Here is a 17,016-nt window from a genome sequence, read left to right as displayed (position 1 = left end):
CGATGAACGCACCCCTCAAGATTTCCATGCCTGCTGAGGCGTCCGCGGCGCCTAAGAGCTACAAGCTTCTGATCGACGGCAAGCATGTCGACGCCCGCGACGGCCGCACCATCGAGCGCAGCAGCCCCGGGCACGGTTTCGCCGTTTCGCGCTATGCTCAGGCAGGCGCGGCGGAAGTGGAAGCCACGGTGCAGGCCGCGCATAGAGCCTTCGAGACCGGCCCATGGCCGCGCATGAAGGCCTCCGAACGGGCCGCCGTGCTGCTCAAGGCGGCGGATCTGATCGAAACCCGGCTGGAAGAGATCGCCAGACTCGACGCGCTGGAATCCGGCAAGCCGATCGCGCAGGCGCGCGGCGAGATCGGCGGCGCCGTCGACATCTGGCGCTACGCCGCCTCGCTTGCCCGCACGCTCCATGGCGAGAGTTACGCCAATCTCGGCGACTCTATGCTCGGCGTGGTGCTGCGCGAGCCGATCGGTGTCGTCTCGATCATCACGCCATGGAATTTCCCCTTCCTGATCGTCAGCCAGAAACTGCCTTTCGCGCTCGCCGCCGGCTGCACGGCGGTGGTGAAGCCGAGCGAAATGACCTCGGCCTCGACCTTCGTGCTCGGCGATATCCTGCTCGAGGCCGGCCTGCCGGCCGGGGTCGTCAACATCCTGGCCGGCTTCGGCGCCGATGTCGGCGCGCCGATGGTCAGCCATCCGCTGGTCGAGATGGTGTCCTTCACCGGCTCGACCCGCGTCGGCAAGATGACCATGGCCGCCGCCTCGAATTCGCTGAAGAAGGTTTCGATGGAACTCGGCGGCAAGAACGGCCAGATCGTCTTCCCCGACGCCGACCTCGAAGCGGCGGCGGACGCCGCCGTGTTCGGCGGCTTCTTCAATGCCGGCGAGTGCTGTAATGCCGGCAGCCGGCTCATCGTCCATGAGGCGATCGCCGACGACTTCCTCAAGACGGTCAAGGCGCTGGCCGAGAAGGTGAAAGTCGGCGATCCACTCGACGACCGCACCAAGGTCGGCGCCATGATCTCGGCCGACCACATGGCAAAGGTAGCCGGCTATGTTACCGCCGCGAAAACCGACGGCGGCAGCGTCTATAGCGGCGGCGGACAGCTCGCTTCCAACGCCGGCCAGTATCTCGACCCGACCATCGTCCGCAACGTCACCGAGGACATGGCCATCGCCCGCGAGGAAGTGTTCGGGCCGGTGCTCTCCGTGCTCACTTTTGAAACGATTGAAAAGGCATTGCACATCGCCAACAACACGCCCTATGGTCTGTCTGCGGGTGTGTGGAGCGCCAGCATCGACACGTGCATGTCGGTGGCGCGCGGTGTGCGTTCGGGGACGGTTTGGGTGAACACGTTCATGGAAGGTTATCCCGAACTGCCCTTCGGCGGCTACAAGCAGTCCGGTCTTGGACGCGAACTCGGCAAACGCGCGGTCGAGGATTATACCGAGGAAAAGACTATCCAGTTTCATCGCGGCCAGCGCACCGGATGGTGGGTCGGCTGAGTTGGGAGACCCCGGCGGCCATCCGCCGGTGATGTGAATGCAACAAGGGAGGTAGTAAATGTTGCGCAAACTGCTTATCGGAACGGCTCTTGCGACGAGCTTTGCGTTCTCGGCGCATGCCGCGGACGTCAAGGAAGTGCAGATGCTGCATTGGTGGACGTCGGGCGGCGAAGCGGCCGCTCTGAACGTGCTGAAGCAGGATCTGGCCAAGGAGGGCTATGCCTGGAAGGACGTGCCGGTGGCCGGCGGCGGCGGCGACGCCGCCATGACCGCGCTGAAGGCGATGGTCGCGGCCGGCAACTATCCGACCGCCTCGCAGATGCTCGGCTACACCGTGCTCGACTATGCCGCCGCCGGCGTCATGGGCGACCTCACCGAGACCGCCAAGAAGGAAGGCTGGGACAAGTCGGTTCCGGCCGCCCTGCAGAAGTTCTCCGTCTATGACGGCAAGTGGGTCGCGGCTCCGGTCAACGTCCACTCCGTCAACTGGCTGTGGATCAACAAGGCGGTGATGGACAAGATCGGCGGCACCGAGCCGAAGACCTTCGACGACTTCATCGCCCTGCTCGACAAGGCGAAGGCCGCGGGCGTCATCCCGCTCGCGCTTGGCGGCCAGAACTGGCAGGAAGCCACCATGTTCGACTCCGTCGTGATGTCGACCGGCGGGCCGGAGTTCTACAAGAAGGCGATGAACGACCTCGATGACGAGTCGCTCAAGTCCGACACGATGAAGAAGTCGTTCGACAACCTCGCCAAGCTGGTCACCTATGTCGATCCGAACTTCTCGGGCCGCGACTGGAACCTCGCCACCGCCATGGTCATCAAGGGCGATGCGTTGGTTCAGGTCATGGGCGACTGGGCCAAGGGCGAGTTCCACGCCGCCAACAAGACCCCGGGTACCGACTTCCTCTGCTATCGCTTCCCGGGCACCGACGGCACTGTGATCTACAACTCCGACATGTTCGGCATGTTCAACGTTCCGGACGACCGCAAGGCCGCCCAGGTCGCTTTGGCCACCGCCACCCTGTCGAAGAGCTTCCAGTCGGCCTTCAACGTCGTCAAGGGCTCCGTTCCGGCCCGCACCGACGTGCCGGACACCGACTTCGACGCTTGCGGCAAGAAGGGCATCGCCGACCTGAAGAAGGCCAACGAGGGCGGCACGCTGTTCGGCTCGCTGGCCCAGGGTTATGGCGCGCCTCCGGCCGTCGCCAACGCTTACAAGGACGTCATATCGAAGTTCGTCCATGGTCAGATCAAGACCTCGGACGAGGCCGTGACCGAGCTGGTCAAGGCGATCGACGACGCCAAGTAAGCCGCGCTTGAACCTGAGCCTTCCCCGCTCCTGTCGGGGAAGGCCTCTATCGAAGCAAAAGTCTGGGATTGTTCCGGCTGGCGTGAGTTCGCGCCGGTCGGTCCCCTGACAAACCGGTACTGGATGAGCCGATGAGCACAGTTGCCGAAACCACCGCGAAACTGACGCCGGAGCACGACGCCCGCCCCACCGCGACGGTCCGCTCGCGACTGCAGGATCTGCTGCCGAAGATCGTGCTGGCGCCGAGTTTCGCGGCGACGATCGTCTTCGTCTATGGCTTCATCCTGTGGACGATCTATCTGTCGTTCACCAACTCCAAGACCTTCCCCTCCTACGCCATCACCGGTGCCCGCGCTTACCAGCGGCTGTGGCGCTGGACCTTCGAGAGCGACCCGCCGTCGAGCTGGTACACCTCGATCACCAACATGGGCATTTTCGGCTTTCTCTACATCCTGATCTGCCTGGCGCTCGGCCTGTTCCTCGCCATCCTGCTCGACCAGAAGATCCGTGGCGAAGGCATGCTGCGGCCGATCTACCTTTACCCGATGGCGCTCTCCTTCATCGTCACCGGCGTCGCCTGGAAATGGTTCCTCGATCCCGGCCTCGGACTGGAGCAGACGCTGCACCAATGGGGTTGGACGAGCTTCCATTTCGACTGGATCAAGAACAAGGATTTCGTCATCTACACGGTGGTGATCGCCGGCGTCTGGCAGGCTTCCGGATTCATCATGGCGATGTTCCTGGCCGGCCTGCGCGGCATCGACGGCGAGATCATGAAGGCGGCGCAGATCGACGGCGCCTCCACCTTCCAGCTCTATCGGCGCATCGTCATTCCGCTGCTGCGGCCGGTGTTCCTTTCGGCCTTCATCGTGCTCGCCCACCTCGCCATCAAGTCCTACGACCTGGTCGTGGCGCTGACCAGCGGCGGCCCCGGCGGCTCGGCCTGGCTGCCGTCCAATTTCATGTATGAGTTCACCTTCAAGCGCAACGAGATGGCGGTCGGCTCCGCCAGCGCCGTGATCATGCTGATGACGCTGACCGCGATCATCGTGCCTTACCTCTATTCCGAGCTCAGGGAGAAGCCGCGATGAGCGCCGTCACCTCACCTGCCCGCCAGGCATCGAGCGGCATCAGCGCCAGGACGATCAACCGGATCGTCATCTACGGGTTGCTGGCGCTGTTCGCGCTGTTCTACCTGATGCCGCTCTTCGTCATGCTGGTCACCTCGTTCAAGACCATGGACGAGATCCAGAACGGCAACATGCTGTCGCTGCCGCAGTCGCCGACCATCGCGCCATGGTTCAAGGCTTGGGGCGAGACCTGCGTCGGCCTGACCTGCGCCGGCATCAAGGGGTACTTCTGGAACTCCATCAAGATGGTGGTCCCGGCGGTGCTGATCTCGACCCTGCTCGGCGCCCTCAACGGCTATGTGCTGACCAAATGGCGCTTCCGCGGCCACACGCTGGTCTTTGCGATGATGCTGTTCGCCTGCTTCATCCCGTTCCAATCGGTGCTTTTGCCGATGGCGACGATCCTCGGCAGCATCGGCCGCTTCGGCGCCACCCTCCGGAACGCCACCGGCTTCAACTTCGGCCTCGGCAATTCGACCGTGAACCTTGTCTTCGTCCACGTCGTCTATGGCCTCGGTTTCACCACTTTGTTCTTCCGCAATTATTACGAGGCCTTCCCAACCGAGCTGATCAAGGCGGCGCAGGTCGACGGCGCGTCCTTCTTCCAGATCTTCCGCCGCATCATGCTGCCCAACTCGATGCCGATCTTCGTCGTCACCGTCATCTACCAGTTCACCAACATCTGGAACGACTTCCTGTTCGCCTCGGCTTACGCCGGCACCGGCGACGTGATGCCGATGACGGTGGCGCTGAACAATGTCGTCAACACCTCGACCGGCGTCGTCGAATACAATGTCAACATGGCCGCGGCGATGATCGCCGCGCTCCCCACCCTGATCGTCTACGTCGTCGCCGGCCGCTATTTCGTGCGCGGGCTGATGGCGGGCGCGGTCAAGGGCTGACCCTATTTTCTGAAGGAACGACCATGGCTTTTCTGGAAATTGATGGGCTGAAGAAGCGTTTCGGGAATGTCGAGATCCTGAAGGGCATCGATGTCGAGCTTGAAAAGGGCGGCTTCCTCGTGCTGGTCGGGCCATCCGGCTGCGGCAAGTCCACGCTGCTCAATACCATCGCTGGGCTGGAAAACATCACCGAGGGCGAGATCCGCGTCGAGGGCCGCGCGATCAACGATCTGCATCCTTCGAAGCGCGACATCGCCATGGTCTTCCAGAGCTACGCGCTCTATCCGAACATGACGGTGGCCGGAAACATCGCCTTCGGCATGGAGATGCGCGGTGTGCCGGCGGCTGAGCGCCAGGCGGCGATCGACAAGGTGGCCAAGATCCTGCAGATCGGCCATCTCCTGCAGCGCAAGCCGAGCCAGCTCTCCGGCGGCCAGCGCCAGCGCGTCGCCATGGGCCGCGCGCTGGTGCGCGACCCGAAACTCTTCCTGTTCGACGAACCGCTCTCCAACCTCGACGCGAAGCTGCGTGTCGACATGCGCGTCGAGATCAAGCGCCTGCATGCGGCGACCGGCACCACGATCGTCTATGTCACCCACGACCAGATCGAGGCGATGACGCTGGCGACCAAGATCGCCGTGATGCGCGACGGTGAGGTGCAGCAGTTCGGCACGCCGGCCGAAGTCTACAACAACCCCACCAACGTTTTCGTCGCCGACTTCATGGGTTCGCCGGCGATGAACCTGATCCCGGCCAAGATCGGCGCCAATGGCAGCGGCTTGTCCGTAGTGCTCGATCGCGAGGCGCGCCAGCCGATCACGCTGTCCCTTCCCGGCGCGCCGGCGGGCCTCGCGGCGTTCAAGGACAAGCCGGTCATCTTCGGCGTTCGCCCGGAAGCGCTGACCGATCCGGAAGGGGCCGAACGCAACGGGTCTGAGATCGCCACCGCCGACTGTCACATCGAAGTGGTCGAGCCGGCGGGATCGGATACGTTCGCGGTCACCAATCTCGGCGGCAAGGGCGTGGTGGCGCGGCTGCGCGCCGATGCCAGGATCCAGCCCGGCACCAGCACGCCGCTGGCCTTCAACCTCAGCAAGGCAGTGTTCTTCGACCCGGCGACCGAGAAGCGCATTCTCTGATGCATGTCGCCCAAAAGTGGCTCCGGTTTTGGGGCAACGACATGCATCGAAATAAAGATCTTTAGACCATGGCAAATCCGGATATCGTCATCATCGGCTCCGGCATCGGCGGCGCCACGATCGCCTCCGGTTTGGCCGGCAGCGGCGCCTCGATCCTGATCCTCGAGCGCGGCGAACCGCTGCCGGCGACGCCGCATGCGCGCTCGACGCGGTCGATCTTCGTCGACGGCCACTACCGGCCGAAAGAGATGTGGCGCGAGGCCGGAGGTGCCGCCTTCAACCCCGGCAACTACTATTATGTCGGCGGCAATTCGAAGTTCTTCGGCGCGGTGCTGATCCGCTACCGCAAGGAGGATTTCTCCGAGCTCGAGCACTTCGGCGGCGTGTCGCCGGCCTGGCCGTTTTCCTACGACGAGTTCGAGCCCTGGTACTCGAAGGCCGAGCAGCTTTTTCGCGTGCGCGGCAGCCTCGGCGAGGACCCGACCGAGCCGTTCCATTCGATCCCCTACGCGTTCAAGCCGGTGCCCGACGAGCCTTCGATCGCACGCGCCCGCGCCGAACTCAAAGGCCTCGGCCTGCATCCCGCTTCGCTGCCGCTCGGCGTCGACATCGAAGCCTGGCTAAAGGAGGGCAAGACAGGCTGGGATGCCTTCCCGAACACCGGCCAAGGCAAGGTCGATGCCCAAACCGGACCGCTGGCGGCGGCGCTTATGGACAAAAATATCCGGCTCGAGACCGGCGCCCATGTCGACTGGCTCGAAGCCTCGCCGGACGGCAAGTCGATCGCCGCCATCCACTACACGCAGAACGGTGCGCAGAAGAAGCTCTCGCCGAAACTGGTGATCCTCTCGGCCGGCGCCATCAACTCGGCCGTCATCCTGCTGCGCTCGCCTTCGGCAAAGGGAAAAGGTCTCGCCAACAGCTCCGACCAGGTCGGCCGCAATTTCATGAACCACAATTCGAGCGCGATGCTGGCGATCGACCCGCGCCGCCGCAACGACGCCGTCTACCAGAAGACGCTGATGCTCAACGACTACTATCTGTCGGACGGCAAGGGCGGCAAGCCGCTGGGCAATGTGCAATTGCTCGGCAAGATCGACGGCAACATGCTCAAGGCCAATGTGAAACTGGCGCCGAAATTCGCGCTCGATTTCATGGCCGGCCACGCCGTCGACTGGTACCTGATGTGCGAGGACCTGCCCGATCCCGAAAGCCGCATCATGGTCGACGGCAAGGAGATCGTCATGCAGTGGCGGCGCTCCAACATGCAGTCGCTGGAAGGCCTGACCAAGGTGATGCGCGAAAACTTCCGCGCCTGCGGTTATCCGATCGTGCTGTCACGGCCCTTCGACAAGCGCACGCCCTCGCATCAGTGCGGCACGGTGAAGATGGGCAACGATCCGGCTACCTCGCCGCTCGATCCATTCTGCCGCGCCTATGACCACAACAACCTGTTCGTCGTCGACGCCGGCTTCCTGCCGACTTCGGCTGCGGTCAACCCGGCGCTGTCGATCGCGGCGCAAGCGCTGCGTGTCGCCGACCACATCCGCAAGACGGAGCTTGCCGCATGATAGGTCGGCGCCGCCCCTCACCCTTACCCTCTCCCCGTGAAAGACGGGGAGAGGGAGTCGCCAGCGTCGCGGCCATCCCCCTTCTCCCCGTCACTATACCGGGAGAAGGTGCCGGCAGGCGGATGAGGGGCAGCGCTGACATTGGTGGAGATATGCTCATATGACCCGCCCGGGAGCCATCGTCACCGGCGGCGCGCGCGGCATAGGCCTCGCCTGCGCCGAGGCGCTGGCCGATGCCGGCTTCGATATCCTTGTCGCCGACCTCGCTGAAAAGCCCTCCGCAGGGCTTGCCGACAAGATCGCCGCGCGCGGTGCGAAGTTCGCCTATGCCGCCTGCGATATCGGTGACCTCGCCGGCCATCGGAAACTGGTTGAAGCGGCGATGGACGCCTTCGGCAGCATCGACTGCCTGGTCAACAATGCCGGCATAGGCGCCGTGGTGCGCGGCGACCTGCTGGAGCTGAAGCCGGAGAACTTCGACCGCGCGCTGGCTATCAATCTGCGCGGCACGGTGTTCCTCAGCCAGGCGGTCGCCAAGGCTATGCTGGCGACGCCTGCCGCTTCTGCCAGATCGATCATCACCATCACCTCGGTCAGCGCGACAATGGCGTCGCCGGAACGCGCCGACTACTGCATCTCCAAGGCCGGCCTTTCCATGTGGGTGAAAAACCTGGCGCTGCGCCTCGCCGCGGAAAACATCGGCGTGTTCGAGGTGCGGCCGGGCATCATCCGCACCGACATGACGGTAGGCGTTTCCGCCAAATATGACGCGCTGATCGAAGGCGGCCTGGTGCCGGCGAAACGCTGGGGCGAAGCCGCCGACATCGGCGCCGTGGTGGCCGCGTTGGCTTCGGGAAAATTCGGTTTTTCGACCGGATCGGTCATCGATGTCGACGGCGCACTCTCCGTGCCGCGCTTGTGAGGAACCATGGCTGACTACATCATTGTTGGCGCCGGTCCGGCCGGCTGCGTTCTCGCCAACCGGCTGAGCGAAGATCCTTCGAACTCGGTGCTTTTGCTGGAAGCCGGCGGCAAGGATTGGCATCCGCTGATCCACATGCCGGCGGGCTTCGCCAAGATGACCAAGGGCATCGCCTCCTGGGGCTGGTCGACCGTGCCGCAGAAGAACATGAAGGATCGCGTGTTCTGGTACACGCAGGCCAAGGTCGTCGGCGGCGGCTCGTCGATCAACGCCCAGATCTACACGCGCGGCAATGCCCGCGATTATGACGCGTGGGAGAAGGAAGAGGGGCTCGCCGGCTGGGGCTATCGCGACGTGCTGCCCTATTTCAAGCGCGCCGAGAACAACCAGCGCTTCGCCAACGATTTCCATGGCGACCAGGGCCCGCTCGGCGTCTCCAATCCGATCTCGCCGCTGCCGATCTGCGAGGCCTATTTCCGCGCCGGGCAAGAGATGGGCATCCCCTTCAATCCGGATTTCAATGGCTCAAGCCAAGAGGGCGTCGGCTACTACCAACTCACCCAGAAGGACGCGCGGCGCTCCTCCGCCTCCGTCGCCTATCTGAAGCCGATCCGCGCCCGCAAGAATCTGACGGTCCGGACCGACGTGCTCGTCACCCGCGTCGTCGTCGAGAAGGGTGGCGCCGTCGGCGTCGAGGTGGTCGACAAGCCAGGCGGCGAAAAGACGATCCTGCGTTCGAACCGCGAGGTGATCGTCTCCTCCGGCGCCATTGGCTCGCCGAAGCTTCTCATGCAGTCCGGCATCGGCCCGGCCGACCATCTGAAATCGGTCGGCGTGACGCCGGTTCACGACCTGCCCGGCGTCGGCTCCAACATGCAGGACCATCTCGACCTGTTCGTGATCGCCGAATGCACCGGCGACCACACCTATGACAACTACGCCAAGCTGCACCGCACCATGTGGGCGGGCCTGCAATATCTGCTGTTGAAGAAGGGCCCTGTCGCCTCAAGCCTCTTCGAGACCGGCGGCTTCTGGTACGCCGACCCGACGGCCGCCTCGCCCGACATCCAGTTCCATCTCGGCCTCGGCTCGGGCATCGAGGCCGGCGTCGAGAAATTGAAGAACCCGGGGGTGACGTTGAACTCGGCTTTCCTGCGCCCGCGCTCGCGCGGCACGGTGCGGCTGAAGAGCGCCGACCCGGCCGACCATCCGCTGATCGATCCGAACTACTGGTCCGACCCGTATGATCGCGACATGTCGATCAAGGGGCTCAGGCTAGCGCGCGAGATCATGCGGCAGAAGGCGCTCCAACCTTATGTGTTGCGCGAGGTGCTGCCCGGCCCTGCCCTGCAAAGCGATGCCGATCTCTTCGACTATGCCTGCCGCGCGTCCAAGACCGACCATCACCCGGTCGGCACCTGCCGCATGGGCCATGATGCGATGGCGGTGGTCACGCCGGATCTCAGGCTGCGCGGTATCGAAGGCCTGCGCGTCTGCGACGCCTCCGTGATGCCGCGCGTCCCCTCCTCCAACACCAATGCGCCGACGATCATGGTCGGCGAAAAAGGCGCCGACCTGATCCTCGGCCGCGAGCCGCTGCCGCCGGCCGTGTTCAAGGGCAACCGGGCGGCTTGAGGTACGAGCGATGATCAGGCACTGCGTCTTCGTCCGCTTCCGCGACGATGTGCTCGCCGCCGAGCGCGCGGCGATCCACGCCGATCTTCAAGCACTTCGTTCGCTGATCGATGGCATGGGTGACGTAAAATTCAGCGCCAATGTCAGCCCCGAGCCCTTCGCGCGCGGCTTCAGCCATGGCTTCACCATCGATTTCCGCGATGCCGCTGCCCGCGACGCCTATCTGGTGCACGAAGCGCATCGGCGCGCCGGCGCCCGTTTGGTCGCGGCGCTCGAAGGCGGCACCGATGGGCTGATGGTCATCGATCTTGAAATCAGCCAAGCCTGAGCGCCACCACGCCGGCGACGATCCCGAGCGCAGCGGTGGCGCGCCAGGCCGTCATCTTCTCGCCCAGCGCCAGCACCGAGATCAGCATGGCGAACAGGATCGAGGTCTCGCGCAGCGACGCCACCGAGGCGATCGGCGCCTTGGTCATCGCCCACATCACGATCCAGTAGGCGGCGCCGCTGAGCACGCCGGTGAACAGCCCTGCCTTCCAGTCGCTCGCCAGCATCGGGAGCGACTGCGGGCCACGGAAGGCAACGCACAGCACCAGCGCCCATGCCGCGTCGCAGACGAACAGCCAGGCCGCGTAACTTTGTGCGCTCACCGCCAGACGGGCGCCGCTGCCGTCGGAGAGCGTGTAGCTGGCGATGAAGATCGAGGTGCCGAGCGCGAAGCTGACCGCGCGCAGATTGAACCGTTCGAGATGCACGCCACCGCGAAATGACATCACCAGTGTGCCCGCCGACAAAAGCATGATGCCGACGATGGCAAGCGGCGGCGGAACTTCTCCCACCAGGACGATGCCGCCGAGCGCCGAGAGCAAGGGTGCCGTGCCGCGCGCCAGCGGATAGGTCTGGGCGAAGTCGCCGGCCTTGTAGGCGCCGATCAGGAAGGTCCGGTAGCCCATATGGAAGATCACCGAGGCGATGATGTAAGGCCACACTTCCGCCTTCGGCACCTCGACGAAGGGAAGCGCGAAGAGCGCGGCAAATCCCATGCCGAGCGTCATCAGCGTGATCGACAGGAAGCGGTCGAGATGCACCTTGACCAGCGCGTTCCAGATCGCATGCATGGCTGCCGCCGAGAGCACCGCGAGGAAGACGAACAGCGTCATGCCCGGCTCACCTGTCGGCCAGGCCTGGGGCGATGCCCGGCGTTTCCAGATCGATATCGACCCTGAGTGGAAAATGGTCGGAAGCGACCTCGCCGATATCGGCGCTGACCAAACGCACGCGCCCGGCCAGCATGCCGCCGACGAAGCAATGGTCGAGCCGGCGTTTCGCCAGCCTGCCGTCGATAATCTTCTCGTGCGTATGAAAGTCAGCCACCGGCTCGCTGGCTACGGCTGCGGCATCGACGAAGCCATCGATATAGGCGGCGCCTCGATGATAAGGCGTGCTGCCGACGATGCGCCGGTATTCGGCGCTGCCCGGCTCCATGTTGAAATCGCCGAGCCAGATCGCCGCCAGCGGGTTCTCCGGCTCCGCCTGGCCATTGCTCCAGCTGCGCTGCGGCTCGTCGTCGGCGCCGCTCCACGGGCCGCCTTCGGACGGCGCGCGGCGATGCTCGCCAAGCAGGTAGTCGATCTGTTCCAGCCGCTCCTCGGCCGCGATATGGGCGAGATGCAGCGAGAAGACCCGCAGCGGTCCGGCGGGCGTGCGGATCATGCATTCCAGCGCCGCGTTGCGGGTGTTGAGCGGCCTCAGCGTGCGGCGCAGCGGCAGCGCATGCAGGCGAGACCAGACGATCGGCAGCTTCGACAGCAGCATCGTGCCGAACTGGCGCCGGCGGTTCACGACCCGGCCGTCGCGCTTTTCGCTGGCGTCCATGTCGAAGGCCGGACCATAGACCCAATAATAGTCGGGCAGCAGCCTCGACAGGATCTCCGGCTGGTCGTCGCCATTGCTGCGCCGCCAATGCCGTTCGACCTCCTGCAAGGCGATGATGTCGGCGCCGTCAACCAGCTTTGGACAGCGCATGAGATCGTAGCGCCCATCGCTGCCATAGCCGTACTGGATGTTGTAGCTGATCAGCTTCATTGGTTAACCGGCTGAATATATGGCCACGCCAGTAGCGCCTCTGCCATGGCGTTGCAATGGACCGCGGCGGCACTCGGAATAGTCCAGCTAGAGCAATTCCAGGAAAAGTGTGAAACGGTTTTCCGTCCGGAATTGCGTCAAAACAAAGAAGTAGGGCGGTTCAGCGTTTCCATGAAACGGTGAATTGCTCTAATGCCCCAGACCAGCTTCTCTCTCAATACGTCGTAAGCGGCTGGAACCGTCCGGCCGGCGATGCCGCCAGCTCGGCCCAGTCGATCTCTTCTTCCAGCCGGTGATAGGCCTCGTCGCCGATCGTGCCGTTGCGGCGCAGCTCCTCCAGCGTGTCGCGCTGACGGTTGATGGCATAGAGGCGAAGCCGGTCGTATTCGGTCGCGGCCTGCGCGTCCTCCGGATTTTCCGCGACCAGGCGCTGGGCCTCGTACTGCTCGCGCACGACAGCCGCGGCGGCCGTCGTCTTGCGGCTCAACACGTCGAGCGCGGCCTGCATGATGGCGACGCGCGCTTGCGCCACTTCGCGATCGACCGTCGTATCCCGCTCGAAATTGAGCCAGCGCAGCAGCGGCTTCAGGCTCATGCCTTGCAGCACCAGCGTGCCGAGGACGACCGCGAAGGCGGCAAGGACGATCGGGTCGCGGCCGGGAAAGCCGGCCGGCAAGGCAAACGCAACGACCAGCGTCACCAGCCCGCGCATGCCGCACCAGCCGACGAGCACGGCACCGCGGAACGTCGGCGCATCTCGCTTCTGCTCTTCGCTGTCGAAGCGGGCAAACCGCCGCATGACCGCGACATAACCCAGCACCCAGACGAGGCGCGCCGCGATGACGACGACCAGCACCGTTGCGGCGAAGACAAATGCATCGCCTTGCCCTTCGCCGGAGAGCCGGCTGACGATCGACCGTGCCTGCAGGCCCATCAGCACGAAAGCCAGCACGTTGAGCACGAACACCGCCGACTCCCAGACCGAATAGGTGCTGACGCGGCGTCTCGCCGACATGCGGCGCGGTGCGGTACGCGCGATGGTGATGGCATAGACGACGATGGTGATGATGGCCGAAAGGCCGGCCTTGTCGGCGATGATCCAGACGGCGAAGGTCCCGGCGAACTGCACCACGGTGCTGCTTGCCGCGTCCTCTATCCGCGTTAGCGTCAGCAGCGAGAAGCGGCCGAACAGATAGCCGGCAGCAACGCTGCCGACGGTGGACAGCAGGACCACCGGCACCGCGTCCTTCAGCATGACCGAGCCGATGGCGGCCGATACTGATATCCGGTAGATCAGCAGCGCCGTGGCGTCGTTGAGCAGGCTCTCGCCCTGCAGGATGGCGGTGAGACGATGCGGCACCTTGAATTGGTTGAGCACAGCGCTCGCCGCCACGGCATCCGGCGGGGCAACAATGGCGCCGAGCGCGATCGCCGCCGCGATCGGCAGGCCGACCATCTTCCAGCCGACGAACGCAACGACAACGGTGGTGAAGACGACGGCGCCCAGCGCCAGCAGCACCAGCGACAGCCGATAGCGCCTCAAATCGCGCAGCGAGGTGTCATAGGCGGCATCGAGAAGCACCGGCGCAATGAAAAGCGCCAGCGCCAGTTCCGGATCGATCTCGATCGTCGGCGCGCCAGGCAGGAAAGCGAGCCCGGCTCCGGCCAAAGCCAGCAACGACGGATAAGGAACCTCCAGCCACCGCGACAGCGCCGTCAACGCGACGGCAATCAAAAGCAGGATAAGGGTGACCTCGAACAGCGCCATGGCCTATCGTAGCGGCGAAGCGCGAAGCTTGGCAGTACCCCCGGGGCAGGATGCTGTTGATTGTCTGGCGGGTTTGCGTTGCCTGTCGGATCGCGCCGCAGAGCTGCTGCACTGGTCGATGCTCGCCGGCCAGTGCAACCGCTGCTATCCGTCATGTCGACGCTGCGCGACCTGGGGCCGCCGTCAGTGCAAGACCAGCATGTCGCCCGACGAGAACGAGATATCCGCCTTCTCGCCGACGACGGGCGGCGGCGTCGCGGAGTTGTTGAAGGTGTCGAGCGAGACCGTGTTGCCGCCGATGCCGACGCGCACGCGGATGACCGAGCCTAGGAAATGCACTTCGGCGATCTCGCCCGACAGGCTGGTGTCGTGGCCGGGTTGCCGCGCCAGCGAGATCGCTTCCGGCCGCAGCGCCAAGGACAGCGTGTCGCCGGACTTCGAGCCGTTGAGCTTGCCCTTGAGCGAGACTTCTTGCGCGTTGACCTGCACCTTGCCCGAAGCGGCGTCGGTGACCTTGCCCTCGAGCACATTGAGCGTGCCGACGAAATTGGCGACGAACTTGGTCGCCGGGCGGTTGTAGATCTCGAACGGCGTGCCGACCTGCTCGGCCTTGCCGCCATACATCACCGCGATGCGGTCGGAGATCGACAGCGCCTCTTCCTGGTCATGGGTGACGAAGATGGTGGTGATGCCGAGCTTCTTCTGGATCGAACGGATTTCCTCGCGCAGCGACACCCGCACCTTGGCATCGAGCGCCGACAGCGGCTCGTCAAGCAAAAGCAGCTTCGGCTTCGGCGCCAGCGCGCGCGCCAGCGCGATGCGCTGCTGCTGGCCGCCCGAGAGCTGATAGGGGTAGCGGTCGCCCATCTGCGGCAGCTTGATGATGTCGAGCATCTCGGCGACGCGCCTGTCGGCGTCGGCCTTCGGCATACCGGCGACTTTCAGTCCGAAGGCGATGTTCTGCGCCACCGTCAGGTTGGGGAACAATGCATAGGCCTGGAACACCATGCCGACATTGCGCTGGTTGGGCTTCAGCCTGGTGATGTCCTTGCCGCTGACCACGATCTTGCCGGCCGACGGCTCCTCGAAGCCGGCGACCATGCGCAGCACGGTCGTCTTGCCGCAGCCGGACGGGCCGAGGAAGGAGACGAACTCTCCCGGCTCGACGTCGAGATTGAAATCCTGCACCACGGTGGTGGCGCCGAAGGACTTTCGCACATGCTGGATGGAGAGGAACGGCTCGGCCATGACTTTGACTTTCAGTTCGGGCGGTTCGCCGATTTCGGCGCGAAACGCGACAGGATCTGGATCAGCGACATGCAGCCCCAGGTGATGGCGAAGGCGATGATGGCAAGCGCCGCCGGTTCATAGGCGCGGTTGGCGCCGATATTCTGCAGATAGGGCCCGAACGCCGGCCGGTTGAGCAGGCTCGCCATGGTGAATTCGCCGATGACGATGGCGAAGGTCAGGAAGGCGCCCGACAGCACCGCGATCAGGACGTTGGGCAGGATGACACGGGTGATGATCGTGCCCCAGCCGGCGCCCAGGATCTGCGCCGCTTCGGTCAGCGTGCGCACGTCGATCGTGCGAAGCCCGGTGTCGACGGCGCGATACATGTAGGGCAGCGCCAGCGTCGCGTAGCCGATCACCAGCAGGGCGTTGGTCGCCGTGTCATTCGCCAGGAAGGGCAGCGGCGAGTTCGAGCCATACATCCTGATGTAGCCGAAGACGATGACGATGGCCGGAATGACCAGCGGCAACAGCGTGATGAACTCGACGACCGGTCTGATCTGCGGCAGCCGCAGCCGGATCCAGTAGGCGGCCGGCACCACGACCAGCACGCCGAGGATGATGGTGAAGATGGCGGCGATCACCGAATACATGAAGGTCGCCTGGAAGCGGGCATCGCCCAACACGATCTGGTAGGCGTCAAAGGAATAGGCGCCGCGCCGCATGCGCATGGAGAATTCCACCGTCGCGATCAGCGGGATGAAGAAATAGGCGGCGCCGAGGATGAAGACGACCCAGGCCCAGAAGCGTCCGGTCTTCATTTCAGCCACCTCTCCGAGCGTGTCCGAAACCAGATGTAGAAGACATTGGCCAGGCCTGTGATGACGATCATGCCGAAGGCGATGGCATAGCCGAGATGCGCGTTGTGCAGCACGTCACCACGTATCTGCGCATAGAGCACGATCGGAATGATGTTCAAAGACGAGCCGGTCAGCGCGTAAGCGGTGGCGATGGCGCCAAAGGCGTTAGCGAAAAGGAGGATCACGGTGCCGAGGAAACTCGGCCAGATCACCGGAATGACCACCATGCGCCAGTATTGCGCTGTGGTGGCGCCAAGCGTGGCGGCCGCCTCGCCCCATTCCCGCTTCAGCCCATCGATCGCCGGGGTGATGATGACCACCATCAGCGGAATCTGGAAATAGACATAGGTCAGCGTCAGGCCCCAGAAGGACAGGATGTTGAAGCCGTGCGCATAGATGTTGAGACCAAACACGGTGTTTAAGAGCACCGTGGCGAGGCCGAGCCGCCCGAGTGTCGCAAGGAAGGCGAAAGCCAACGGGATGCCGGCGAAATTGGAGGCCACGCCCGAAAAGGTCAGCGTCGCCGAGCGTATCCAGTCCGGCAGGCCGCCGCGCACGATGGCGATGGCTATCGCCAGGCCCGCAAACGCGCCGATCAGCGAAGAGGCCAAGCTGACCTTGATAGAGATCCAGTACGCGGCGAGGATCGTGGGCAGGCTACAGTTTCCATTGACCCAGAAAGTCCAGGAATTGATCTGGCACTGCAAATAGTTCGACAGATTGGGCGGGTCGAAGATACCAACGATGTTTTCGAGGGTGAATTCGCCGGCATCGTTCTGGAAGGCGCCCAGCATCAGATAGAGCGTGGGCAGGATAAGGAACATGCTGGCGAAGACGAAGAACGGCGTGACCCCGAGCCACTGCGTCGGCAGCCGCAAGGCGCGCGCCTCGCCTGGGGGCGCGGTCTTTCCGGCAATTACCTCATCGGAAAGCGAGAGATCGGTCATG

At 64.2% G+C, this 17,016-nt stretch carries 15 protein-coding genes; 9 read left to right on the top strand and 6 right to left on the bottom strand.

Annotated elements, in window-relative coordinates; genetic code table 11:
- Positions 1-2: 2 nt before the first annotated feature.
- The 9 genes from AC4FWB_RS10690 (at position 3) to AC4FWB_RS10650 (ending at position 10,453) form a co-directional block, all read left to right on the top strand.
- Positions 3-1,514, top strand: coding sequence for an aldehyde dehydrogenase family protein (locus AC4FWB_RS10690; RefSeq protein WP_491025968.1), 1,512 nt, complete (start codon positions 3-5; stop codon positions 1,512-1,514).
- 58 nt (positions 1,515-1,572) lie between these two features.
- Positions 1,573-2,826, top strand: coding sequence for an ABC transporter substrate-binding protein (locus AC4FWB_RS10685; protein WP_491025967.1), 1,254 nt, complete (start codon positions 1,573-1,575; stop codon positions 2,824-2,826).
- 131 nt (positions 2,827-2,957) lie between these two features.
- The gene (locus AC4FWB_RS10680) at positions 2,958-3,917 is read left to right on the top strand and encodes a carbohydrate ABC transporter permease (protein ID WP_491025966.1); all 960 of its coding nucleotides are present in this window, start codon (positions 2,958-2,960) and stop codon (positions 3,915-3,917) included.
- Positions 3,914-4,858: a carbohydrate ABC transporter permease gene (locus AC4FWB_RS10675; RefSeq protein ID WP_491025965.1), complete on the top strand. Its 945-nt coding sequence runs from the start codon at positions 3,914-3,916 to the stop codon at positions 4,856-4,858. Before AC4FWB_RS10680 ends, AC4FWB_RS10675 begins: the two co-directional genes overlap by 4 nt.
- Positions 4,859-4,881: 23 nt before the next feature.
- The gene (locus tag AC4FWB_RS10670; RefSeq protein ID WP_491025964.1) at positions 4,882-5,997 is read left to right on the top strand and encodes an ABC transporter ATP-binding protein; all 1,116 of its coding nucleotides are present in this window, start codon (positions 4,882-4,884) and stop codon (positions 5,995-5,997) included.
- Between the two features lie 68 nt (positions 5,998-6,065).
- Positions 6,066-7,568: an FAD-dependent oxidoreductase gene (locus AC4FWB_RS10665; protein ID WP_491025963.1), complete on the top strand. Its 1,503-nt coding sequence runs from the start codon at positions 6,066-6,068 to the stop codon at positions 7,566-7,568.
- Positions 7,569-7,728: 160 nt separating this feature from the next.
- Positions 7,729-8,490 (top strand): 3-ketoacyl-ACP reductase, encoded by a 762-nt coding sequence (locus AC4FWB_RS10660; protein WP_491025962.1) that lies wholly within the window; start codon positions 7,729-7,731, stop codon positions 8,488-8,490.
- Between the two features lie 6 nt (positions 8,491-8,496).
- The gene (locus AC4FWB_RS10655) at positions 8,497-10,125 is read left to right on the top strand and encodes a GMC family oxidoreductase (protein WP_491025961.1); all 1,629 of its coding nucleotides are present in this window, start codon (positions 8,497-8,499) and stop codon (positions 10,123-10,125) included.
- A 10-nt stretch (positions 10,126-10,135) separates the two neighbouring features.
- Positions 10,136-10,453: a Dabb family protein gene (locus AC4FWB_RS10650; protein WP_491025960.1), complete on the top strand. Its 318-nt coding sequence runs from the start codon at positions 10,136-10,138 to the stop codon at positions 10,451-10,453.
- Here the strand turns inward: AC4FWB_RS10650 and AC4FWB_RS10645 are convergent.
- The 6 genes from AC4FWB_RS10645 to AC4FWB_RS10620 form a co-directional block, all read right to left on the bottom strand.
- The gene (locus AC4FWB_RS10645; protein WP_491025959.1) at positions 10,440-11,285 is read right to left on the bottom strand and encodes an EamA family transporter; all 846 of its coding nucleotides are present in this window, start codon (positions 11,283-11,285) and stop codon (positions 10,440-10,442) included. The two genes, AC4FWB_RS10650 and AC4FWB_RS10645, sit on opposite strands and share 14 nt — an antisense overlap.
- 7 nt (positions 11,286-11,292) lie before the next feature.
- Positions 11,293-12,210 (bottom strand): endonuclease/exonuclease/phosphatase family protein, encoded by a 918-nt coding sequence (locus AC4FWB_RS10640; RefSeq protein ID WP_491025958.1) that lies wholly within the window; start codon positions 12,208-12,210, stop codon positions 11,293-11,295.
- 214 nt (positions 12,211-12,424) lie between these two features.
- Positions 12,425-13,978 (bottom strand): cation:proton antiporter, encoded by a 1,554-nt coding sequence (locus tag AC4FWB_RS10635; RefSeq protein WP_491025957.1) that lies wholly within the window; start codon positions 13,976-13,978, stop codon positions 12,425-12,427.
- 183 nt (positions 13,979-14,161) lie between these two features.
- The gene (locus AC4FWB_RS10630) at positions 14,162-15,226 is read right to left on the bottom strand and encodes an ABC transporter ATP-binding protein (RefSeq protein WP_491025956.1); all 1,065 of its coding nucleotides are present in this window, start codon (positions 15,224-15,226) and stop codon (positions 14,162-14,164) included.
- Between the two features lie 11 nt (positions 15,227-15,237).
- On the bottom strand, positions 15,238-16,029 hold the full coding sequence (locus AC4FWB_RS10625; protein WP_491025955.1) for an ABC transporter permease: 792 nt from the start codon (positions 16,027-16,029) through the stop codon (positions 15,238-15,240).
- Positions 16,026-17,015, bottom strand: a complete 990-nt coding sequence (locus tag AC4FWB_RS10620; RefSeq protein WP_491025954.1) for an ABC transporter permease — start codon at positions 17,013-17,015, stop codon at positions 16,026-16,028. The genes AC4FWB_RS10625 and AC4FWB_RS10620 overlap by 4 nt, the downstream gene beginning before the upstream one ends.
- Position 17,016 lies beyond the last annotated feature (1 nt).

The organism is Mesorhizobium sp. LEGMi-168a (assembly GCF_058312955.1).
The sequence above is the reverse complement of the archived record's forward strand: the minus strand, read 5'-3'. Positions and strand labels throughout refer to the sequence as shown.